At 64.2% G+C, this 23,450-nt stretch carries 12 protein-coding genes; all 12 read right to left on the minus strand.

The window, feature by feature from the left end; translation table 11 throughout:
• On the minus strand, positions 1 to 1,278 hold the full coding sequence (locus QOZ81_RS14620; RefSeq protein WP_291204680.1) for a lipopolysaccharide biosynthesis protein: 1,278 nt from the start codon (positions 1,276 to 1,278) through the stop codon (positions 1 to 3).
• 47 nt (positions 1,279 to 1,325) lie between these two features.
• Positions 1,326 to 2,288 (minus strand): dTDP-glucose 4,6-dehydratase, encoded by a 963-nt coding sequence (gene rfbB / locus QOZ81_RS14625; protein ID WP_300714917.1) that lies wholly within the window; start codon positions 2,286 to 2,288, stop codon positions 1,326 to 1,328.
• 7 nt (positions 2,289 to 2,295) lie between these two features.
• A complete protein-coding gene (rfbD, locus tag QOZ81_RS14630; protein WP_291204674.1) occupies positions 2,296 to 3,150 on the minus strand; it encodes a dTDP-4-dehydrorhamnose reductase in 855 nt (284 codons plus the stop codon).
• On the minus strand, positions 3,150 to 3,650 hold the full coding sequence (locus tag QOZ81_RS14635; protein ID WP_291204671.1) for a dTDP-4-dehydrorhamnose 3,5-epimerase family protein: 501 nt from the start codon (positions 3,648 to 3,650) through the stop codon (positions 3,150 to 3,152). The genes rfbD and QOZ81_RS14635 overlap by 1 nt, the downstream gene beginning before the upstream one ends.
• Positions 3,651 to 3,652: 2 nt before the next feature.
• The gene (locus tag QOZ81_RS14640; protein WP_366082641.1) at positions 3,653 to 4,396 is read right to left on the minus strand and encodes a sugar phosphate nucleotidyltransferase; all 744 of its coding nucleotides are present in this window, start codon (positions 4,394 to 4,396) and stop codon (positions 3,653 to 3,655) included.
• A gap of 9 nt (positions 4,397 to 4,405) precedes the next feature.
• Positions 4,406 to 5,401: a hypothetical protein gene (locus QOZ81_RS14645; protein ID WP_291204665.1), complete on the minus strand. Its 996-nt coding sequence runs from the start codon at positions 5,399 to 5,401 to the stop codon at positions 4,406 to 4,408.
• A 223-nt stretch (positions 5,402 to 5,624) separates the two neighbouring features.
• Complete coding sequence (locus QOZ81_RS14650; protein ID WP_291204662.1) at positions 5,625 to 10,337, minus strand: multicopper oxidase domain-containing protein; 4,713 nt, start codon at positions 10,335 to 10,337, stop codon at positions 5,625 to 5,627.
• A gap of 269 nt (positions 10,338 to 10,606) precedes the next feature.
• Positions 10,607 to 12,235, minus strand: coding sequence for a kelch repeat-containing protein (locus tag QOZ81_RS14655; protein ID WP_291204659.1), 1,629 nt, complete (start codon positions 12,233 to 12,235; stop codon positions 10,607 to 10,609).
• Between the two features lie 67 nt (positions 12,236 to 12,302).
• Positions 12,303 to 14,036, minus strand: a complete 1,734-nt coding sequence (locus QOZ81_RS14660; RefSeq protein WP_291204656.1) for an ABC transporter substrate-binding protein — start codon at positions 14,034 to 14,036, stop codon at positions 12,303 to 12,305.
• A complete protein-coding gene (locus tag QOZ81_RS14665; RefSeq protein ID WP_291204653.1) occupies positions 14,012 to 14,590 on the minus strand; it encodes an SCO family protein in 579 nt (192 codons plus the stop codon). The genes QOZ81_RS14660 and QOZ81_RS14665 overlap by 25 nt, the downstream gene beginning before the upstream one ends.
• 174 nt (positions 14,591 to 14,764) lie before the next feature.
• A complete protein-coding gene (gene rpoC, locus QOZ81_RS14670; protein WP_291204650.1) occupies positions 14,765 to 19,003 on the minus strand; it encodes a DNA-directed RNA polymerase subunit beta' in 4,239 nt (1,412 codons plus the stop codon).
• A gap of 44 nt (positions 19,004 to 19,047) precedes the next feature.
• Positions 19,048 to 23,439 carry a DNA-directed RNA polymerase subunit beta gene (rpoB, locus tag QOZ81_RS14675; protein ID WP_291204648.1) on the minus strand — a complete coding sequence of 1,464 codons (4,392 nt, stop codon included), beginning with the start codon at positions 23,437 to 23,439 and terminating at the stop codon, positions 19,048 to 19,050.
• Positions 23,440 to 23,450: the final 11 nt, after the last annotated feature.

Genomic DNA, 23,450 nt, shown 5'->3' on the forward strand with positions numbered 1-23,450 from the left:
TTACTCGATCGGCTCGCTGACAAGCTCCGTGGAGGGCCCAGGCACCTTCGAGTCGTGCCTGATGATGAGGAAGTAGATCAGATAGAGAACGCACTGGTGGACGGCATAGCCGAGCAGGAACCTGTCAAAGCTAGTATGAGCGGCCAGCCAGGGCAGGATGCTGACGCTGGTCACGAAGAAGCAGACCTGCCAGATCAGGGCATGCCGCAACCGGCCGGTGGTAATCAAAACCGTCGACAGGGGGGACACCGAGCTGCGCACGAACACCGGCAGGGCGATGATGCAGACGAAGAAGGTGTCGACCCGCCACTTGGGCCCCAGGAAATGATGCAGGCCCCAGGATCCGAAGAAGAACATCACGATCAGCAATGCCAGGCAGCAGGCCCCCAGGATGAGGGCCAGGTTCTTCACCAGGGGCCACACCGGGCGGCGCGCCCGCTGTTCGTCCGAGGCATGCTTCAGCATGGCCTGGGAAAGGCTGGCGCTGATGAGGAGCATGGGCGCACCGATGAGCCGCTGGATCTGGGAATACTGCCCCACCTGGGAGAGCCCGTACATCGCGGAGATGATCCAGACGCAGACGCTCAGTCCAACCATGTCGAGGACGATCCCCGGCAGAAGGTAGATCGGGAACCTCTTATAGTCCCGGGCGGTGGCCAGCAGCATGCCGGGGCTTGAGGAGCGGGTCTGCGCGCGGTGTTTCCAGTACACCCAGCCGCTGAGAACCAGACCGCCGGCAAGAAAGGACAGGACATAGGACCAGAGCAGTCCGAACAGCGGCAGGATGGCCAACATGGCATAAAGAAATCCCTGCGAGGTTCGCAAAGCTGCCAGCGGGGCGAACCGGCCCTCCCTCACCAGGAAGGCGGCGACCGCCTGGAACATGGCAGTGCCAACCACCAGCCCGGCCACCAGCCAGGGTTCCCTGATCAGCTGCAGGATGGGGTGGTCGAACCAGCGGTGCCAGGGCAGGAAGCAGGCGCAGAAGGCCAGGATGGCCAACGAGGCCGCGATGACCCCGCAGAGCATGAAGATGGGGACCGCAGCCCGCTCCTCGGCCCCGGGAAGGGCCATTTCATAGCGCAGGCACCCGGCAGCGAGGACGATGCCGGAAATGGAGAGCAGGAGGGCCAGCTCCCCGAACTGGTCCGTGGAATAGAGGCGCGACAGGAAGGGGGTCGACGCAAGGACGAAGACATGCCCCATGGCGGTGCCCAAGGCGACCAGGCCCGTATTCTTCGCCAGCCTGAACAGGGCGGCCGCAGGAGATGGAGTCATTCGGATCCTTCGAGGGAGAAAGGCCTGGGCATGAAGGCAGTCGGTCGTCAGGGAGGCGATAGATACCACGCCACGGTTGACGCCAGACCCGCCTCAAAGGCCGTCACGGGGGTCCATCCCAATTGCTCGCGAATGCGGGTGGCATCGATGGCGTAGCGCTGGTCGTGCCCTGCGCGGTCATCCACAAACTGGATCAGGGAACGGCTCATTCCGATCCTGCGGCCAAGGTGGCGGTCCACGGTGTCACACAGGAGCTCAACCAGGTCGATGTTCCTCCACTCGTTGTCCCCGCCGATGCAATAGGTCTCACCCGCCGTCCCCGAGGCCATGGCCATTTCAAGGGCGGTGCAGTGATCCTCGACAAACAGCCAGTCCCGGACATTCTGGCCATTGCCATAGACCGGAATGGCTTCGTCCTTCGCCATGCGGCTGATGGCCAGGGGGATCAGCTTCTCGTTGTGCTGTCGCGGGCCATAGTTGTTCGAGCAGTTCGTCGTGACGGTATTCAGGCCATAGGTGTGATGGTAGGCGCGCACCAGGTGATCACCGCCGGCCTTGGTGGCGCTGTACGGGCTGTTGGGGGCGTAGGGCATGCTCTCGTGGAACTTCCCGGCATCGCCCAGGGAGCCATAGACTTCGTCCGTGCTGACATGCAGGAACCGGCAGTTGCGGTCGCCCCCCCAGGCCTGGCGCGCTGCCTCCAGCATGGAGAACGTGCCGACCAGGTTGGTCTGAATGAAGGCGGCGGGTCCGGAGATGCTGCGGTCCACATGGCTCTCGGCGGCCAGGTGGAAGATCCTGGTGACCTGGTTTTTCTCAATCAGGCTTCGAACCAATTCCAGGTTCTGGATGTCGTCCACCACGAGCTCCACACCCTCAAGGTGCTGGATCAGCTTCGGGTCGGCCGCATAGGTCAGCCGGTCCAGCACCAGGATGCGATCACGCGGGTGGGTTCGACACCAGTGATGAACCAGGTTGCTGCCGATGAATCCTGCTCCGCCGGTGATCAAGATGGTTTCAGACATCGGGCCTCCCATCCAACTCCGGAGCGTCAATCACTTCCCTGAGTGCATCCATCCAGGTGGGCATGAGATCAGGCCCCAGCTTCCGCCTTTTCGCGCCATCCAGGACGGAGTAGGCCGGTCGCCTGGCCGGGGTGGGGTACCCGTCGCTGGTGCATGGACTGAGGTCTGGAGCCATCCCCTTGGCTTCAAAAATGGCCTTGGCGAACTCGTGCCACGTGGTTTCCCCCGCGCAGGAAGCATGAACGAGCCCATGCCAGCCATGCTCTGCCGCGGCCAGCAGCTGTCGGGCCAAGGCCCGGCAGGAGGTGGGCGCGCCCCACTGGTCGTCCACGACCCGAAGGGGGCGCCCTTGGGCGGCGGCGGCAAGCATCGTATTGAAGAAGTTCTTGCCCCAGGCGTCATAGAGCCAGCTGGTCCGCGCGATGAGGTGCCGTGAGCACCGGGCTGCCTGGTACTCACCTTCAAGTTTGGTGCGGCCATAGACCGAGGTCGGGTTGGTGGGATCCTCCTCCCGATAGGGCTTTCTGCTGGTGCCATCGAACACGTAGTCCGTGCTGATCTGGACCAGAAGGGCCCGTTGCGCCTCGCAGGCTTCGGCCAGCCACCCCACGGCGGTGGCGTTGATCAGAACGGCCAGCTCGGGTTCCGACTCGCAGCGGTCAACCTGGGTGAAGGCTCCGCAATTGATCAGGATGTCCGGGCGAACCTGCGCGACAACCCGGCGAATGGAATCTGGATCGCTCAGATCAAGAACCGACTCCTCCGGAAGGATCAGTTCGTGTCCCAGCCAGGTTTTGCGGAGGGCCTGGGCCAGCTGTCCGGCCCCCCCTGTGACCAAGACCCGCATCAGAGTTGCGCCCTGCGCGCCCTCTCGTCCTTCACGAAGGGGTTCTCAGGGTCATCCTCATGCCGGATTTCATCGATTGCCTCGGACTTTCCCGTCCCCATGAAGAGGCGATCCGGGCAATTGATGACGAACCCGGGCTCGTGGCTGATGCAGCGATAGCAGTGGACCACGCCCTTGGGGATCAGGGCAGAACCGGGGTTGTTCACCCCCATCGCCGCCTCCATGCGGTTCAGATAGGTCGGGCTCTCAGGCCGGTTGTCCCACAGGGTGAGCAGGAAGTCGCCAGGCCCGACCCAGCAGAAGAGATCGGCCTGGTCCACATGCTCATGCGGGCCCCGGAGCACACCCGGATTCGTCACGCTCACATAGGACATTTCGGGGCGGAACCAAGTTGGCAATTCATCGTGACGGAAGATCTCCGCCAACCACCCGCGCTCATCCACGAACTTGCGAAAAGGGGTGATCACCACGCCTTCAATGGGACCCTTGCGGAACTCCATGCTCAGCTCCTTTCAATGGCTGCCCGAAAGGGGATGTCTTCCCGGCCCGCCAGGTCATTGGCATGGGCGAGACTCGGGAAGGTGCCTGCGTCGGTCCACCATCCAAGGAAAACCCCAAAGCTCAGTTCGCCCCGGGCGATGTAGGCATTGTTGACGTCCGTGATCTCCAGTTCACCCCGACCCGAAGGCTTCACGGTCCGGATGATGTCAAACACGGCCTCATCGTAGAAGTAGATGCCCGTCACAGCCAGGTTCGATTTCGGCGCAGCCGGCTTCTCCTCGATCCCCAGCACTCGATCGTCCTTCACGTCCGCAACGCCGTAACGCTGCGGATCCTCCACGGGCTTCAGGAGAATCCGGGCTCCCCGTCCCTGCCTTCCAAAGGCCTCGACTTCCGGCCCAAGGGCGTCCTTGAAGATGTTGTCCCCCAAGATCACGCACAGGGAGGATCCGCCGGCGAAATTTTCGGCCAGGCCCAGCGCCTGCGCAATGCCACCGGCCTCGTCCTGAACCTTGTAGGTGAACCGGCAACCGAACTCTCTCCCCGAGCCGAGAAGCGAGACCACGTCCCCCATATGCTCTGTACCGGTGACGATCAGGATTTCCTCGATCCCAGCTTCCTTGAACTTCCACAAGGGATGCCAAATCATTGGAACCTGCCCGACTGGCAACAGGTGCTTGTTCGTAACCTTTGTCAGGGGGAATAGACGCGAGCCTGTACCCCCGGCAAGAAGGACGCCTTTCAAGCCCACCCCCTAGACTGTCTCTCCACGGTTCGAATTGAGTTTACTTGAGATCCAAGCCCAATTCGCGATGGCCCAACTCATGGATATTCCCAAGGCAACAGCCAGGCCAACGGCCAGGGATCGCGGAGGGCCGCTCTTTTCGATGGGGAGGTTCCCCTCGTCAAGCACATTGAGAATCGGCATATCATTCTTTTCCTCAATCAGGGCTTGCTCGTGGGCGATGGTCAGGGTCGTGACAACCTGGGTGCGCAATTTGAAATCATTTTCGAGACGCTGTCCCTTGAGGCGCACGGCGGGATCTGAGCTCAGCAGGTAGTTGCGATTTCCCTCGAGGAAGGCGTGGAAGGACGCTTCGGAACGACCCATCTCGTCTCGAGCTTCGACCAGCCGCTTTTCCGAAAAGGCTGCCTTCACGCCGCCTCGCGTCCTTGCCCGACTGGAGACGAACTCATCCAGCAAGGCCACCACTTGCCGGGCGACTTCCTGGCTGAGCTGAGGGCTCTCGGTTTCGACCGAGATCGTGATGAGCTTGGTCTTGATGTCCCGGCTGACGCTGATTCGCTTCTGCAGTGCCTTCACGGCCCGATCCAGGTTCCGCTTTCCAAGGTAATCGTACAGGCTCTGCTCGCGCGTTTCAGTGGCTCCGAAGTACCAACTTCGGATGCCAAACCTGAACCGGCTTCGCAGCAACGCCTCCCGCAGCGTCCGGCTATTGAGAATGTCGACCAGGACCGCATCGGGGCTTTCCTGGCCGGGGATGCTCAGGCCCATGGCAGCGGCGGCGTACCCGGCGCCTCCACCACCCCGCTGCTCGGCGGGAAGGATCCGCGTCTCCGATTTGTATTGATTTGGCAATAGGAGCAGGACAATGCCAGTCAGCAATCCGATCGCCAGACCAATTCCAAGGTGACGGCGGAACTGGGACCAGCCTTTCTGCAAGTGGCCAAGCCAGACTTGAAGAGGGGGCTGTGGTTGGGTGGTGTGGGAGAGAGTCGGCTCGGGCATATGGAATCCAGGCTACCAGACGGTCAGTTGGGGGGCGTCAGACCAATAGTGCCAGGGGCGCCTCGGCTGGGGAGAAACTCCAGGCAACCGCTCACGCATCTCCGTTCCAAGACCAGCAGGGACCTGCCTTGCTCCTTGGGTCGATTTTCATCGAGCGTCAAAAAATCCGGGGAGGGTTGCCCCTCCCCGGATGTCTTCCTACTGCTGGTGAAAGGTCCCAGGATCAATTCGTCCTGGAGTTCCAACCACCCGTCGGTGCAATGACATTGGTGAAGCTGCGCGCTGCGGGAGCGTAGACCTTCCCGAGACCGGAGTAGGTCAGGGTTCCGCTCCATCCCCGCGGGACGACCATGGTGAAATTACCGTTCGCATCAGTGGTGGTCGTACCAACACCGCTGGCAGTGATGGTCACTCCGGCCACTCCGACTCGTGGAGCACTGCCGTTGATGTAGACCTGGCCGGTGATGCTGACGCCTGTGACTGCGAAGTTCAGGTTGGCCTGGTTCGTGGTCAGGGCGGCGTACGTGTAGTTCACTGGGTTGAAGGTATAGCCATTGCGGGTGGCAGTGACGGTGCCGGTCCAGGGTGAGTTGATGGTGCGCGTGTAGTTGCCAAGCGCATCGGTGGTGGCAGTGATGCCGCCGCCGAAGTTCACAGTCACGTTCTGCATGGGCAGCCCGCCATTCGTGATGTTGCCCGAGAGCACCACCACGGCCGTCGCACGGTAGTTCTGGCCAGCCTGGACGTTGATCACGTTGTTATAGCCGCGCACCGCCGGAGCGAAGGTGTAGCCGGCGAGGCTCGGTGTGGCCGTTCCGGTCCAGCCCCTGGGTACGTCGTGGCTGTAGACGCCGTTGGCATCCGTGATGGCCGTGCCAGCGCCACCGCTGAAGGTGATGGTGACGCCCGCGATCGGGATGATCGGAACACCGTTGATGTAGACCACGCCAGCGATGGGAACCGCAGCCACGGCCGTGTAGTTGGTGACGGTGTTGACGGTGAGGTTGGTGTAGGTGTTCGAAGGCGCGGTGAAGAGGTAACCGGCCTTGCTGGGAGTGACGGTGCCGGTCCAGCCCGCGTTGACGGTGAAGGAGTAGGAGCCGTCAGCAGCGGTGGTGGTGGTGCCACCGGTGTAGGTCATCGTGACGCCCGCGAGAGGTGTGGCAGCGGGAAGGAACGTGACGACGCCGGAGACAGTCGCCGTGGCGGCTGCGAAGTTCTGGACAGCGTTCTGGCCAGGGGTGGTGAGGTTCATCGCGGCGGACACGGCGGGCAGGAAGACGAGCGTGCCCGAAGTGGCCGTGACGGTGCCAGACCAGGGAACCGGGGTGGTGATGGTGTAGTTCCCCAGCGCGTCAGTGACTGCGGCGGTGCCGGTGCTGGGCGTGATGGTGGCACCCGCAAGCGGGGCACCATTGAGCGTGACATTGCCAGTGACCGTCGCGAAAGCGGTGGCCGTGAAGTTCTGGCCACTCAGGTTGGCGGGCCCGAGGGGGCCAAGGGTGCGCAGCGCCGGTGCGAAGGTGTAGCCGAACAGGGCAGGCGTAAGGGTGCCGGCCCAGCCGTTGGGGACGGTGGCGGTGTAGTTGCCCGTGCCATCGGTGATGGCGACATAGCCGCCATTGCTGAAGGTGAGGGCGACGTTGGCCAAAGGTCCGCTAAGGGTGCTGACCATGCCGGACACCTGGATGGTGTTCGGGGCATTGACGCTGGCGGTATTGGAGGGCACGGCATAGCCGGCCTGGTTCCAGGCGACCACCTGATAGTCGTAGGCCGTGCCGGGGGCAACGGTGAAATCGCTGAAGTTGTTGACGTTGGGGACGACGGTGGCGATCTCCGCGAAGGTGCCGGCACCGCCGGGGCTGCGCTGGATGGAGAAGCCGACTTCGTTGGTGGCATTGTCGGTCCAGGCCAGATCGGCGCGGCTGGGCACGCCCATGGTCGCCGTCAGGAGGGTGGCACCCGCAGGTACGGTGGTGGCCACGACCAGCTTCTCGGGACGCATGAAGTCGTTCTCTTCGTGGCCGAGGATGTGGCAGTGCCACACGTATTCCCAGCCGAAGTCCTGCGGGGCATTGGAGTAGCCAGCGGCCTGGTTGCCGGTCGCGGGATCCGTGGCATTGACAGAAATGTTCGCGGGCTGCAGGACGTCCATCGACCGGAAGCTGTTGGGAATGGCGAAGGGCAGCCGCGGGGACAGGGGCCGGAAGGCGACGATGATGTCTTCCAGCGGGTTCATGCGGACGGTTTCCTTCCAACCGATTTCGTTGGGTTGGGGCAGGCTGACTGCGCCGTCCCAGCCAACACGGTTGACGATCTGCACATCATAGAGGTGGAAGTGCACGGGGTGGGTGTCCACACCGTTGTGGGTGATCTTCCAGATCTGGGTTTCGCCATCATTCAGGACTTCCGTGATGGGATCGCGGTAGCCGAGGGGGATGGTGGTCTGGATGTTGAAGTTGGTGCCGGGGACTTCCACGCCGAGGGTGGCGTTCATCCGGCCGTAGTCGAGCTCGAAGAGCTCCTGGATGGCCTTGTTGAGGAAGGAAGGATTGACCTGGACGCCGTTTTCCGTGGCGATGAAGCCGGGGAGGGCAGGCAGGACGGCATTGGGGTAGAAGCTGAAGTCCTGGATGCGGGCGAAGGAATCCCGGGTGACGGTCCGGTTCAGAGCGCTGTTGTAGGCGATCTGGGGAATGATGGGCAGGTGCTGGTCTTCAGCGAAGGCGCTCGCTGCGGTGGCGGTGCCCGTGAAGGCCGCGTTGAGGGCGGTAACATCAAAGGCCGGGTTCACGCCAGCATTCACCACGACCTGCATGATGGTGCGGGTGTTGGGGCCGAAGCCAGGCAGGGTGGTCGCCGCGCCGCCGGACGTGGTCTGGTCGACATCGCCGGTGTAGTAGTCCAACCGGGAATCGAAGGCGGGCACCGGGGCAGGCGCGTCGTTGTAGAGGATGAGCGTCTTGCCGGCGAAGGCGGAGAAGTCGACGATGACGTCAGCGCGCTCGGCGGGTCCGAGGAAGAGGCCGTGGTTCGTGACGTTGAGCACCACGATGTTGCGGCGGTTGTACTCGTAGTTCACCGGCTGGGCGGGGAGCACCGCGGGAGTCGGGAGGAAGCCGCTCTCGTTGCCGATCTGGATCCAGGACGGGCCAGCCGTGAGGGGATCCGGCACGCCGCCAGCGCGGCCATCGGTGGGCCAAGTGGCCGGCCAGGCGACGTTGGGCGTGGCGGGAACCATCGTGACGTCCTTGCCCGTGGCATCAGCCACAAACCAGGACAGGTTCCACATGCGGTCGTTGGCAGCATTCAAGACGCGGAAGCGGTAGGCCTTGGGATCCACCGTGGTGGTGGGATAGGGCGTGCCGTTGACCAGCGGGGTGTCCATGAAGGCTTCGGGCACCAGGGAGGGATTGGGCGTGCCGGGATAGGTGGTCCCATTGGGATCACCGATGACCGGCTCTTCGCCGTGCACCAGGCCAGCCGCTGCGGTCAGCGGGGGCCAGAACCACGGGCCGTAGTCCCACCGACCCATGGCATTGGCGCCGGAGATGTCGGCAGGGTTCTGGTTGGGCATGTAGACGTGGGGATACCAGAGGGCGCCATCGCCGCCGTACTTGGCCACGTCCCACGTGGGATCGGTGCCGCCGGCGACGCCGACGGTGCCGAGGGTGGTGGTGTCGACGAAGGTCTTGTCCTGGATGATGAGGGGGATGCCATAGCGGTACACGCCAGCAGGATCGCCCTGGTCGGGGAGGATCCCGGCGTTGATGAGCCGTTCATCCGTGGGGCTGGTGATCAGGTAGCCGGCGGCCTCGCCGGCATACACGTTCAGGCGGGTGAGGCCGAACGCGTGATCGTGGTAGAACATCAGGCGGCCGCTCTGCTGGTTGGTCCAGAAGTAGGTGGCGATGCCATCGGTGGGGGTGGCGCCAGCGGCCATGTCGGGCACGTTCTGGAAGACCGCGCCCTTGGGGTAGCTGGTGGTCTCACCGGCGGGGGTGACCCACTGGTGCGGCGTGCCGTCACTGATCCAGGGGCTGAGGCCACCATGGAGGTGGAACTCGGCGCGGTTCTCGGTGAAGGTCTCAGTCCCACCGTTGAGCCCGATGCCGGCGCCCATGAGGGTGGTGTCCACGGGGAGGAAGAGATCGCCGGGGCGACGGCCCGTGGCGGGGTTCACCGGACCGACGGGCAGCATGTTGGTCATCTTCACGCGGACGGGGCGGTCCTTGGTGGCGATGATGACGGGCCCGAGGTACTGAGTGTTGGCACCGGTCGTCGCGTTGGCGACGGACTCAGCGAGCGGGTTCAGATCCTTGTAACCACGGAACTTGGTGGCGTTCAAATCCGTGTGCACCTTCTGGGTGTACTCGGTCACGCCGATTTCGTAGTAGTCCGCTCCGGGATAGGTGATCTTGTCGGGCACGGCCACGGGGATGAAGTTCCCCAGGTTGTTCGGGTGCGCGGCGCTGAGGCCGGGCAGCGTATCAATGAACTTGTGGATGGGCTTGGTGTTGTGCCAGTTGGAGGCGGTGCCGAACATGTAGTCCGGCTGTGCGAGCTGGAAGCCAGGGCCAGGGACGAGCACACTCTGGGGGCCACCGGCCTTGGCCTTCGCGGCGGTCGCTCTGGCAGCGCCGAGAGAAGCCGCGGGGTTGGTGCCCAGGGTCTGGGGATCGACCTTGCCACCCTTGGCCTTGAGGGCCGCCTGCTGGCGCGCGGCTGCGGCTGCCCGCGCGGCGTTCAGCTGGCCACGGCGGTTGGCCCGTTCCACGACGGCGGCACGATCGCCACCGGCCTGGGGGGCCATCGTGCGGTTCTGGCCAGGAGCCTCGGCCGGAGCCTTGGCTGTGGCCGGAGCCGCTGCCTGCGCGCCGAATCCCAGGAGAAGGGACGCGGCCAGCGCGAGCAGTTGTTTGAACCTTGTGAGCATGGTGCACCTCGCTTTGGAGTGAAAAAGAAGAAGGAAGAAGGGAGAGCGCGCAAAAGAACGAGAGGGGAATCGCAGCCAAGCCATTCCAGATGAAAGGAGACCGGGTGCGACAACTTGTCCTAAAGAGAATCCAAGCGTCGGCCGGATACACATTTAGAGGTATGGGTAGATCTACCCATCGACGGGGTAGGAACCATGTAAATTGGAATCAATACAGTGGTTGTGAGACTAAGACTCAACCTTTTGGTCGCTTCGACTCACCACGCGCATCAGAAATAGAGTTCGGCACTCGCCAGGTAGGCGGTGTTGCCCGCCCCACCCACGATCAGGACCTTCCCGTTCGGCAGGGTGGTCGCCGTGTGGAGCTCCCGGATCTCGGCCATAGAACCGGTCGCCGCGCAGAGTCCCGTGCCAGGGTCATACAGCTCGGCCACCGAGAGCAGGGGCGCGGGGCTGCCTGTGCCCACCCCCCCGACGATGAGGACGGTCCCATTGGCCAAGAGGGCAGCCGCGTGGTACTGGCTTCTCGCCGTGACCAGGCTCCCTGAAGCGGAGAAGGTCCCGGCGGACGGATCATAGAGCTCCGTGGCGGTGGTGGTGGCCCCACCCACCACCAGCACCTTGCCGCTCGCGAGGAGCGTGGCCGTGTGATAGGAGCGGGCAGCAGCCAGGACTCCGGTGGCGGCGAAGGTGCCAGTCCCGGGATCGTACAATTCTGCCGTTGCCAGCTTGTTGCCCTGGAAGAATCCGCCAGCGATCAGGACCTTGCCCGTCCCCAGGAGCGTGGCGCTGTGGGTGGCCCGGGGGCTCAAAGGTGCGTTGGCCGTGGTGGTGAATAGTCCCGTACTTGGATCGTAGATCTCGGCACTTGCGACGTAGGTGGTTGCCCCATTGCGCCCCGATACGATCAGGACCTTTCCACCCTGCAGCAGGGTTGCGGAATGGTCGGACCGGGCTGCCTGCAGGCTGCCTGTGGTGGGGGTGAAGGTTCCGGAAGTGGGATCATAGACCTCGGCAGTGGCCGTGGTCGTGACGAAATTGACGCCCCCGGCGATCAGGACCTTGCCGTCGGCCAGGAGCGTGGCGGTGTGGTGATCGCGGGCGGTGGTGAGCGGGCCCGTCGCGGTGAACAAGCCGGTGGCTGGATCATAGAGCTCGGCACCACTCATGCTGTTGCCGTTGAATCCTCCGACGATCAGCACCTTGCCATTCTGCAGCAGGGTGGCGGTGTGGGAGTACCGGCCGTTGGTCAGGCTGCCGGTGGCGGTGAACGTGCCGGGCCCGGCCAGGCTGACGGTGAGGATGGCCGCCGCGCTGGTGACGCTGGCGGTCGTGGCATCCACGACCTGGACCGTGAAGCTGCCGCCATTGTCTGCGAGGGCGGTGGCAGGGGTGGTGTAGGACGCCGAGGTGGCCCCGGGGATGGCGACGCCGCCGAGCAGCCACTGGTAGGAGAGTGTTCCGGTGCCAGTGGCCACCACGGTGAAGGTGGCCGTCTGGCCCACCAGGACCCACTGGCTCGCGGGCTGGGTGGTGATGGCAAGGGTGACCGGATCATTGACGGTGATGCTGATCGAGGCGGTGGCACTGCCGGCACTGTTGGCACCCGTCACGGTGTAGGTGGCGGTGGCGGTCGCCAGCGTGGGCGTCCCCGTGATCACCCCCGAGCTGGCGTTGAGGGCCAGGCCTGCGGGAAGCGCCGGGCTGACGGAATAGGAATCGATGCTGCCGCCACTGTGGGTGGGGTTGTTGGCCGGTATGGCCGTCCTGGTGGTGTACACGGCGGGGTTGGAGCTGTAGACGAGGCCTGTGGGCGCCTCGGCCACATCCTTGCAGCCCGTGACCAGCATGGCCAGCCCGAGCAGCATTGCCGACAGCCCACACCGGACCCGTTGCATAAATACCTCAATCAGCGGAAGACGACATCACCCAGAAGGATATCCCAAGTGGGCAGCCAGCCCAGTCTCAGTGGGTCACCCATTCGCTTTTCCGGACCAGTCGCGGCTCCGGGCCCGGGCTGAGCTGCATGATGTAGCAGCCCTTGGAGGCGTACCGCTGACCCGGTCCGAAGCTCAACCGGAGGTAGTCCGGAAGCACCTGGTCGCGCTGCATCCCGATGCGGTCCATGAAATTATCCCGGTAATAGTTTCGATCCATGTCCATGAGCCCCTGGATCAGGATCTGGATCATCGAGTAGGTCCGGGTGGCGATGCGGGTCTCGGGGTTCCGGTTCGTGAAGCCCGCGAACAAGCTGTTGGCGTACTTGGAGACATTTGGTTCCACCTGGGGATCCCGATACGGGTAGGTCAGCCAGGTGAAGGGCCTCGCCTGCTCGGGCAATTTGTAAATCTGCGCGCCAAGGCGACTGGATGCCAGGAACACGAACTTGGGCATCTCAGGGCGGCCCGCCAGGTCCCCAAGGGCCTCAAAGCAGCTCGCATCCGTCCACAGCAGGACCGCGGTGGGTTGCTCCCGCTGCAGGATGGCGCCCAACGTTACCGCATCCACTTGCTCTCCCTTGCCGAGGCGGATTTGCTTGGCCACCCCAAGTCCCAGTTCCTGCCAGGTCTCCCGGAAGCCAGCGGAGAGATCGCGGCCCTCCGGGCCCTCCTGGACGATCTGCAGGACACGTTCAGTAGCCGCGCGTTCGTCCAGGCTCTGGAGGTACCTGGCGGCCGCCTGGCCCTCCTGGTAGTAACCCTTGGAGAAGTACTGGGTGTACCAGTCGGTCTCAGAGACCACCGGCAGGTCGGTGAGGGGGAAGAGGCAGGGCAGCCTGTGGTTCTCACAGAAGGTGTGGATGGGTCTCCACTCTCCGTAGGAAATCCCGCCCAGCAGCGCGAACACGGGTTCCTTTGCCAGGTAGGCCGACAGCTGCCGGTCCCAGGTTTCGGGCGCGCCCTTCAGCCGCCAGACCGACAACGACAGCTTCCGGTAGGCACCGCTCATTTCACTGCCGCCGGGCGCGAGGTACATCCGGTTGCCGAACCCACTGGAGAGCTGGTTGTGCCGGGCCACATAGTTGTTCATGGGCGCGAGCATGGCCTCCTGATCTTCGGGGCGGACTTCCTCCGTGATGACCGTGGCGAACCGGATGGTGGTGGCATCCACGCCGGGGGACCACTCCGCCGACAGGTTTCTCAGGTAATGGACCAGGACGGCCATGTCCTTGTCCTTGAGTTCATAGCGTGGCATGGCCGCGTGCAGCTCGTAGCCGGAGGGATCGATGCCGACGCGGATGACGCGGGCCAGCGCCGGATCCGTGTAGGCAGGCCGAGCCTGCGGGTTCTGGAGCTTCAGCTCGGCCCGCTCTTCAGGACTGAGGTTGGGGAATTTCCAGTACCTCGGCTGGGCAAGCTTGGCGCCATTGGTGGGTAGGGTCACGATGCCCCCTTCCCAGGACCCAAGCCCCCCGCGCAGGTGGCAGCTCGCGCAGCTGAACGAGGTACCTGCCACGGGCACATCCGTGCTGACGACGGACTGCATGGGCTCACCCGAGGGGAGGATGCCTTCCCGGTACATGCGCTCACCCAGGGCCAGGGCCTTGGCTTCAGGAAGGCCCGCGATGGTCTTCGGCTTCTTGTCCCGCGCCAGAGCGGGCGGCGCCAGCAGCAGGCTGAGGCCCAGGATCCCGGCCAGGATCCGCCCGAAGGAGTTCGACCACCCCGCCCCGCTCACAGGATCCCCACTTTCTTGCATTCATCCATGAACTCGGAGGAGCTCATCAGGCCGAAAAGGCGCACCCACTGCCCGGTCTTGGGATCCCGGATCAGGGTCAGGGGGTAGTGCAGCATCTTGTTGGGGATGTAGGCATTGAAGGCGTGCATCACCTTGTCGATGTCCTCCCGCTTTCCGGTGAGGAAATCCCAGCCTGGCTTGGCGCGGTACCGCTTGAGGTAGTCGCGCATCACCTTGGGCGTATCGTTCTCCGGATCGATGGAGATGGAGATGAGACGGGCCTTCGCGGCCTGGCCCGGCAGTTTCAGCTGGAGGTTGGCGTAGCCCGCCGACAGGACGGGGCAGATGGTCGTGCAGGTCCCGAAGATGAAGTCGACGATGATGGGGTCGTTGGTCTCCAGCAGGGTCTTCAGCTTCACCTTGGTCCCATCCTGGTTCACCAGGGTGACATCGGGCACGGTGTAGGCCTCGATGGTCCGTTTGACGGGGGGAGGCGCCTGGGCCGAGAGGCTGCTGGCCAGGGCGGCGCAGATTCCAAACAGCAATCCGGCCGTGTGCCACATGCGTCGAGTCATGCCTGGTTCCTCCCGATGATCGCCTGGTGAATGACGGCCGCAGGATGAGGGCCGACGACCGTGGACTGATTTTACGCAGCCCCCGCGGAATCCGTTCAATTCCCGGAGCGGAACCCGGCCCAGATGCAAACGGCCCGCCGAAGCGGGCCGTTCTGGACTACATGGTTCTACTACCTACAGGTCCTCGCCGTCGATCTCGGTCATGCCCTGGAGCTCTTCGACGTGCTGGGCCATGCGGGCGTATTCGTCGTCGAAGTCCTCGCCACCCTGGAACTCGTTGAGGCTGGGCTCGGGGTACTCGCCCTCCTCGATGTCGAGGTTCCGGTAGTGGGCCATGCCGGTGCCGGCGGGGATCAGGCGGCCCAGGATCACGTTCTCCTTGAGCCCGCGCAGGTAGTCCACGCGGCCTTCGAGGGCGGCCTCGGTGAGGACGCGGGTGGTCTCCTGGAAGCTGGCGGCCGAGATGAAGCTTTCGGACGTGAGCGCGGCCTTGGTGATGCCCAGCAGCAGGGGCTCACAGGTGGCGGGCTGGCCGCCATCCTTGAGGGCCTGCTCGTTGATCTCCTTGAAGCGGTGCTTGTCGACCTTCTCCTCGACGATGAGCGGGGTGTCGCCCACGTCGGTGATGAGGACCCAGCGCAGCATCTGGCGGATGATCACCTCGATGTGCTTGTCGTTGATGACCACGCCCTGGGCCCGGTAGACCTCCTGGACCTCGTTGACGAGGAAGGCCTGGAGGGCACGATCGCCCTGGACCTTGAGGAGATCGTGGGGGCTGACGGCACCCTCGGTGAGCTTCTCGCCGGCGCGGATCTCGTCGCCGTCCTGCACCTGGATGTGCTTGCCGCGGGGGATGAGGTACTCGCCCTTCTCGCCCGTCTCCGACTCCACGACCACCTTCTGGTTGCCGCGGACCCGGTTGCCGTACTTCGCGATGCCGGTGACTTCGCTGATGATGGCGGGTTCCTTGGGCTTGCGGCCTTCGAAGAGCTCGGTCACGCGCGGCAGGCCGCCCGTGATGTCGCTGGTCTTGGCCTGCTGGCGGCTGGTCTTGGCGATGACGTCGCCGGGCAGCAGCTCCTGGCCCTCTTCCACTTCGATGTAGGCGCCGGTGGGGATGTTGTAGCGCTTGAGCACCTTGTGGTTGTCCCCCTTGATGTTGATGTGGGGGTGGATCTTGTCGTCGGTGGGATCGATGACCTTCTTGCGGAAGTTGCCGGAGATCGGATCCTTCTCTTCCTGGTAGGAGACGTTGACTTCGAATTCCTTGAAGTCGGCGACGCCACCCACTTCGGTGAGGAGCACGTCGTTGTACGGATCCCACTCGGCCATCACGGTGCGGGGTTCGACCGCTTCCTTGTCCTTGACCCTGAGAATGGCGCCGGAGGTGATCTTGTAGCGCTCACGCTCGTTGCCGTCCTCGTCGGTGACGAGGATGTAGCCGTTCCGCGTGAGGGCCACGGTCTCGCCCTTGCGGTTGACGACGGTCTTCTTCTGGTCCTTGGTGTTGTCCAGGCCCTCGTAGCGCACGATGCCCGCGATCTGGGCCTCGTGGGTGCTCTTTTCGGAGGTGCGGCTGGCCGCGCCACCGACGTGGAAGGTTCGCATGGTGAGCTGGGTGCCGGGCTCGCCGATGGACTGGGCGGCGATGACGCCGACCGCCTCGCCGAGGTCCACCAGGCGGCCGGTGCTGAGGTTCAGGCCATAGCACTTGGCGCAGATGCCCCGGCGGGCCTCGCAGGTGAGGGTGGAGCGGATCTTGACCTTGGGGATGCCGCTGGTCTCGATCGTGAACGCCAGTTCCTCGGAGAGGAGGGTGCCGGCGGGGGCGATGGTCTTGGCGGCATCGTAGGGATCCACGATGTCCTCGAGGCAGACGCGGCCCATGATGCGGTCGCGCAGGCGGGACCGGATGGTGCCGTCGCTGTTGACGATGGCCTCGACCTCGATGCCGTTGATGGTCTCGCAGTCATCCTCGTTGACGATGACGTCCTGGGCCACGTCCACCAGCTTGCGGGTGAGGTAGCCGGAGTCGGCCGTCTTCAGCGCGGTATCCGCGAGGCCCTTGCGGGCGCCGTGGGTCGAGATGAAGTAGTCGAGGACGGAGAGGCCTTCCTTGAAGTTGGCCGTGATCGGGGTCTCGATGATGTCGCCGCTGGGGCGGGCCATGAGGCCGCGCATGCCGGCAACCTGGCGGATCTGGGTCTTGGAACCACGGGCGCCGGAGTCGGCCAGGATGTAGATCGAGTTCAGGAACTCGCCGGTCTCGTTGCGCTTTTCCAGTTCCTTCATCATGTCGCCAGCCACCTGGTCGCTGGTCTTGCCCCAGACTTCCAGGATGCGGTTGTAGCGCGTGGAGGCGTCGAGGCGGCCCTCGTAGGATTCCTTTTCGATGGCGCGGACTTCATCCGAGGCGGTCTTGAGGAGCTTGGCCTTGGAATCGGGCACGACGAGATCGTCGATGCCCACGGACACGCCGGCCTTCATGGCCCACATGAACCCGGTGTCCTTCATGGCATCCAGCATGCGGATCGTGACTTCCGGTCCGTTCAGCTTGTAGGCGCGGTTCACGAGGGAGAGCAGGCCCTCCTTCTTGAGCAGGCCGTTGATGAAGGGCACTTCCTCGGGCAGGCTGCGGTTGAAGAGCACGCGGCCCACGGTGGTGGTCTTGAGCTGATTCTTCACGGTCTCGGCGGGCGCCTCGAAGACCTCCTGCTCGGAGTTCTTCTTGGGATCCTTCGCATGCCAGGCCTCGGTGTCCACCCACTCGCCGGTGTGGCGGATCTGGATGATGGCGTGGGTATCGACCACGCCGGCCTCGTGGGCCGACACCACGTCATTGACGTTGGCGAAGACCATGCCCTCACCCCGGCGGCCGATGCGCTTCTTGGTCAGGTAGTAGCCACCCAGCACGATGTCCTGGGAGGGCACCACGTTGGGGCGGCCGTTGGCGGGGTTGAGGATGTTCTGGGTGGACATCATCAGCACCTTGGCCTCGATCTGGGCCATGGGGCTGAGGGGGACGTGCACGGCCATCTGGTCGCCGTCGAAGTCGGCGTTGAAGGCGGTGCAGACGAGGGGATGCAGGCGGATGGCCTTGCCTTCGACCAGCACGGGCTGGAAGGCCTGGATGCCAAGACGGTGCAGGGTCGGGGCGCGGTTCAGCAGAACCGGGTGGTCCTTGATGACCTCTTCCAGCACGTCCCAGACCTCGGGACGGCCCTCCTCGACCATCTCCTTGGCCTGGCGGATGGTGGCCGCGTAGCCCTTGTGCTCGAGCCGGTTAAAGATGAAGGGCTTGAAGAGCTCCAGCGCCATCTTCTTGGGCAGGCCGCACTGGTGCAGCTTGAGGTCGGGGCCCACCACGATGACGGAGCGGCCCGAGTAGTCCACGCGCTTGCCGAGCAGGTTCTGGCGGAACCGGCCCTGCTTGCCCTTGAGGGCGTCGCTGAGGGACTTGAGGGGGCGGTTGCTGACGCCACGAAGGAGGCGGCCGCGCTTGCCGTTCTCGAAGAGCGCGTCGACCGCTTCCTGCAGCATGCGCTTTTCGTTGCGCACGATGACGTCGGGGGCCTTGAGCTCGAGGAGCTTCTTGAGGCGGTTGTTCCGGTTGATGACGCGGCGGTACAGGTCATTGAGGTCGGAGGTGGCGAAACGGCCGCCGTCGAGGGGCACCAGGGGGCGCAGCTCGGGGGGCAGCACGGGCACCACGTCCAGGATCATCCACTCGGGCTTGTTGCCGGAGCGGTGGAAGGACTCGGCCACCTTGAGGCGCTTGGCGACCTTGCTGCGCTTCTGGGTGGAGGTTTCCTTCTTCATCAGGTCGCGGAGCTCGATGGTGAGGGCTTCGATGTCGACCTGCTTGAGCAGCTCCTTGATGGCCTCGGCGCCCATCTGGGCCTTGAAGCCTTCGCCGTGCAGGCTGCGGTACTCGCGGTACTTGTCCTCGTTGAGGATCTCGCCTTCCTTCAGGGTGGTGCCGCCGCTCTCGGTGACCGTGTAGGCCTCGAAGTAGAGCACGCGCTCCAGGTCCTTGAGGGGGATGTCCAGCAGGTAGCCGATGCGGCTGGGGACGCCCTTGAAGAACCACACGTGGCTGACGGGGCTCGCCAGCTGGATGTGGCCCATGCGCTCGCGGCGCACGGACTTCTTGGTGACTTCGACGCCGCACTTGTCGCAGGTAACGCCTTTGAACTTCTGCCGCTTGTACTTGCCGCAGAGGCATTCCCAGTCGTTCACGGGCCCGAAGATGCGGGCGCAGAAGAGGCCGTCGCGCTCGGGCTTCAGGCTGCGGTAGTTGATGGTCTCGGGCTTGGTGACTTCGCCCTTGGACCAGGAACGCATCTTGTCCGGGCTGGCCAGGGACACCCGGATGCATTCATAGGCGTTGATGTTCTGCTGCTCTGGATACATGTGGACCTCTCAAGTATTCGTCGGAAACGGAAGCGGAAACGAGATCAGCCCTCGATGGAGAAGGCAGCGGGTTCTTCTTCCGCCATGGCCGGGTCCAGCTCTTCGCGGGTGAGCATCTCGACATCGATGCACAGCGCGTTGAGTTCCTTCTTGACGACGTTGAAGCTCTCGGGGAGGCCGGGATCCTTGATGGTCTCGCCCTTGATGATGGCCTGGTAGATCTGGGTGCGGCCGTGCATGTCGTCGGACTTGTAGGTGAGGAGTTCCTGCAGCACGTGGGCCGCGCCGTAGGCTTCCAGCGCCCAGACTTCCATCTCGCCGAAGCGCTGGCCACCGAACTGGGCCTTGCCGCCGAGGGGCTGCTGGGTGATGAGGCTGTAGGGCCCAATGCTCCGGGCGTGGATTTTGTTGTCGACGAGGTGGTGCAGCTTGAGCATGTAGACGCAGCCCACGTTCACGGGCTGCTCGAAGGCCTCGCCGGTCATGCCGTCATAGAGCCGGGTCTTGCCGGTGACGTCGGGGCCCAGCTTGTTGTTCTTCTCCCAGGCCTGGACGAGGAAGCCCTTGATGTCGGCTTCCCGGGCGCCGTCGAAGACGGGCGTGGAGAAGTGGACGCCGAGGGTCTTGCCGGCCCAGCCGAGGTGGCACTCAAGCACCTGGCCGATGTTCATACGGGAGGGAACGCCCAGGGGGTTCAGCACGATGTCCACGGGACGGCCATCGGGCAAGTAGGGCATGTCCTCCACGGGAAGGATGCGGCTGACCACGCCCTTGTTGCCGTGGCGGCCGGCCATCTTGTCACCGACCTGCAGCTTGCGCTTGACGGCCACGTAGCACTTGACGGTCTTGAGCACGCCGGGCATGAGCTCGTCGCCCTTCAGCAGGCGCTCCATGCGCTCGTTCAGGATGTCGCGCAGGACCTTGAGCTGGCTCTCGGTGCGATCGAGGATGTCCAGCACCTCGGCATTGATGCGGTTCTTGGCGGCGGCCACCGAGACCTGGCGGAAGCGGTGGTAGGGCACGGCCTCCAGCATGTTCTGGGTGAGCTTCTTGCCCTTGGGCAGCAGCTCCTTGCCCTTGTCGTCGCTGAGGACCTCGTCGAGCTCCTTGCCCTTGAGCAGGGTCACGACCTTCTTCTTGGCCTCGGCGCGGATGATGCGCTCCTCGTCGGAGAGATCCTTCTCCCACTTGGCCATCTGGTCGCGCTCGATCTGCTGGGTGCGCAGATCCTTCTCCTGGCCCTTGCGGGTGAAGACCTTGATGTCCACCACGGTGCCTTCGATGCCGGGGGGCACGGTCAGGCTGGCGTCCTTCACGTCGCTGGCCTTCTCGCCGAAGATGGCGCGGAGCAGCTTCTCCTCGGGGGACAGGATGGTCTCACCCTTGGGCGTGACCTTGCCCACCAGGATGTCGCCGTGCTTGACGGTGGCGCCGGTGCGGATGATGCCGCTGTCGTCGAGGTTCTTGAGGGCCTCTTCCCGGACCTGGGGGATGTCGCGGGTGATCTCTTCGGGGCCGAGCTTGGTGTCGCGGGCGTGGACCTCGAATTCCTCGATGTGGATCGTGGTGTAGAGGTCTTCCTTCACGACGCGCTCGGAGATCAGGATCGCGTCCTCGAAGTTGTAGCCGCGCCAGGGCATGTAGGCCACGACGAGGTTGCGGCCCAGGGCCAGCTCGCCGTGATCGGTGCAGGGGCCGTCGGCGAGGATCTGGGCCTCGGTGACGTACTCGCCCTTCTTCACCAGCGGGGTCTGGTTGAGGCAGGTGTTCTGGTTGCTGCGGGCGAACTTCACCAGGGTGTAGATGTCCACGCCGGATTCGATGCCCTCGGTCTCGGGATCGTCCTCGACGCGCACCACGATGCGGTTGGCGTCCACGGACTCGACGATGCCGGAGCGGCGGCAGACCACGCAGGCGCCGGAATCCTTGGCGGCCACGAACTCCATGCCGGTGCCCACGATGGGGGCCTCGGTGCGGATGAGGGGGACGGCCTGGCGCTGCATGTTGGCGCCCATGAGGGCGCGGTTGGCGTCATCGTTCTCGAGGAAGGGGATGAGGCTGGCGGCCACGGAGACCACCTGCTTCGGGCTCACGTCCATGAGCGTGACCTTGTCGCGGGAGACGATCTTGGTCTCGCCGGCGACGCGGACGGTGACGTCCTCGTCCTGGATGGCGCCGTCCTTGTCCACGCGGACGTTGGCCTGGGCGATGACGTGCTCGTCCTCTTCCCACGCGGACAGGTAGAAGGCGTGCATCTCATACTTGGCGGGGCGCTTGCCGGCCTTGACCAACTTCTTGTTCTCGGTCTCCAGATCCTCGAGGCGCACCACTTCCATGTAGCCCAGCTTGGAATCGCCCACGCTGGTGACCTTGGCGAAGTGGACGATCTTGCCGTTCTCCACCTTGAGGTAGGGGCTTTCGATGAAGCCGAACTCGTTGATGCGGGCGTAGCAGGAGAGCGAGCTAATGAGGCCGATGTTCGGGCCTTCCGGCGTCTCGATGGGGCAGATGCGGCCGTAGTGGGAGGTGTGCACGTCGCGCACCTCGAAGCCGGCACGGTCGCGGCTCAGGCCGCCGGGTCCGAGAGCGGAGAGGCGGCGCTTGTGGGTGATCTCGGAGAGGGGGTTGGTCTGGTCCATGAACTGGGAGAGCTGGCTGCTGCCGAAGAACTCCTTCATGGCCGCGATGACCGGCTTGCTGTTGATCAGGTCGTGGGCCTGCACGGGATTGTTGGGATCCTGCGCGATGCTGAACTTCTCCTTGATGGCCCGCTGCACGCGCACGAGGCCGACGCGGAAGCCGTTCTCGAGCAACTCACCCACGGACCGCACGCGGCGGTTGCCCAGGTGGTCGATGTCGTCGGCGCGGACCGGGGCGATCTCGCCGATGTCCTGGCGGGTGGTGTCGTACTTCTTCAGGCGCAGCAGGTAGTGGATGGTCTGGATGAAGTCGTCCGTGCCCAGGATGCGGTATTCCAGGTCGGTGCTCAGCGCCAGCTTGGCGTTGATCTTGTGGCGGCCCACCTTGCTGAGGTCGTACTTCTGGGGATCGAAGAACATGCCGAACAGGAGCTTCTTGCTGGATTCCAGCGTGGCGGGCTCACCGGGACGGATCTTCTTGAAGAGCTCCTTGGCGGCCTCTTCGCTGTCCTCGGTGTGGTCCTTGGCGAGGGTCTCGGAGAAGACCTTGCCGGTGGCGTCGGCCTCGGGGAAGCAGACGTCGAAGGACTGCACGTCGTTGGCCAGGAACATCTCGAGGTGGGTCTGGAGGAAGGGCTCGTTGGCCTCCATGAGCACCTCGCCGGTGCCCATGTTCACGATGTCCTGCAGGAGGACGGCGCCGTCCAGCATCTCGCGGGACACGGGCACGTCCTTGATCCCGGCCTTCTCCATCTGGTCGAGGAGGCGGCGGGTGATCTTCTTGTCCTTGGCCAGCACCACTTCCTTGGTCTTGGGGTGCTTCACGTCCTCTTCAGTCTTCTTGCCCTGGAGGTGCTCGCCCACGGCGACCGTGAGCTTGCCCTTCTTGAGGAAGAAGGTCGCCGGGGTGTAGAAGTGGCGCAGCATGGGCTCATTGGCGTTCAGGCTCTCGCTGAAGAGGCCCAGGGCGCGCATGAAGGTGGCGCCCAGGAACTTGCGCTTGCGGTCGATGCGGGCGTAGAGCAGGCCCTTGGCATCCAGCTCGAACTCGATCCAGGAACCGCGGTAGGGGATGATCTGGGCGCTGTAGAGGCTCTTGTCCGGGGCGATGCTGAAGAAGACGCCGGGGCTGCGGTGCAGCTGGCTCACGATCACGCGCTCGGTGCCGTTGATGATGAAGGTGCCGCGGTCGGTCATGATCGGCAGGTCGCCGAAGTAGACTTCCGAATCCTGGCTCTGCTTGAAGCGGCGGTTGCCCTTGTCATCCTTGTCGAACTGGTTGAGGCGCACGCGGATCTTGAGGGGGGCGGCCATGGTGGAGCCGCGCTCCACGCACTCGTCCATGCCCATCTTCTGCTTCATCGCGACGGGCTCCTGGCACACGTCACAGATGGTCGCGGCGTTCTTGTTGCGGGTGCCGCACTTGGGGCAGTCGACCGTGGGATCCTTCGGGTGGTCCGACACGATGCTGTGGCCGCAGTGCTTGCACTGGGTGCGGAGGTGCTCGAGGCCCAGGTACTTCTCGCACTTGCAGGCCCAGTGGCCCACGGTGTAGTCGAGGAACTCGACTTCGAGGTTGGCGTCGGTGCCGTCGGGGTTCTTGCCGTTGTGCACGGGGAACATGGACTCGAACACGGCCTTGAGGCCGCGGGTCTCCCGCTCGCTGTGCAGCAGGTTCATCTGGAGAAATTCGTCGTAGCTCCGCTTCTGGATGTCGATCAGGTTCGGGATGGGAACCAGGGACCGGATCTTGGAGAAGTTGTGGCGCTGGCGGTAGATGTTCTGCTGAACACTCATGGTTCGCTCCA

The sequence above is a fragment of the Geothrix sp. genome (assembly GCF_030219325.1).
Classification (GTDB): Bacteria; Acidobacteriota; Holophagae; order Holophagales; family Holophagaceae; genus Geothrix.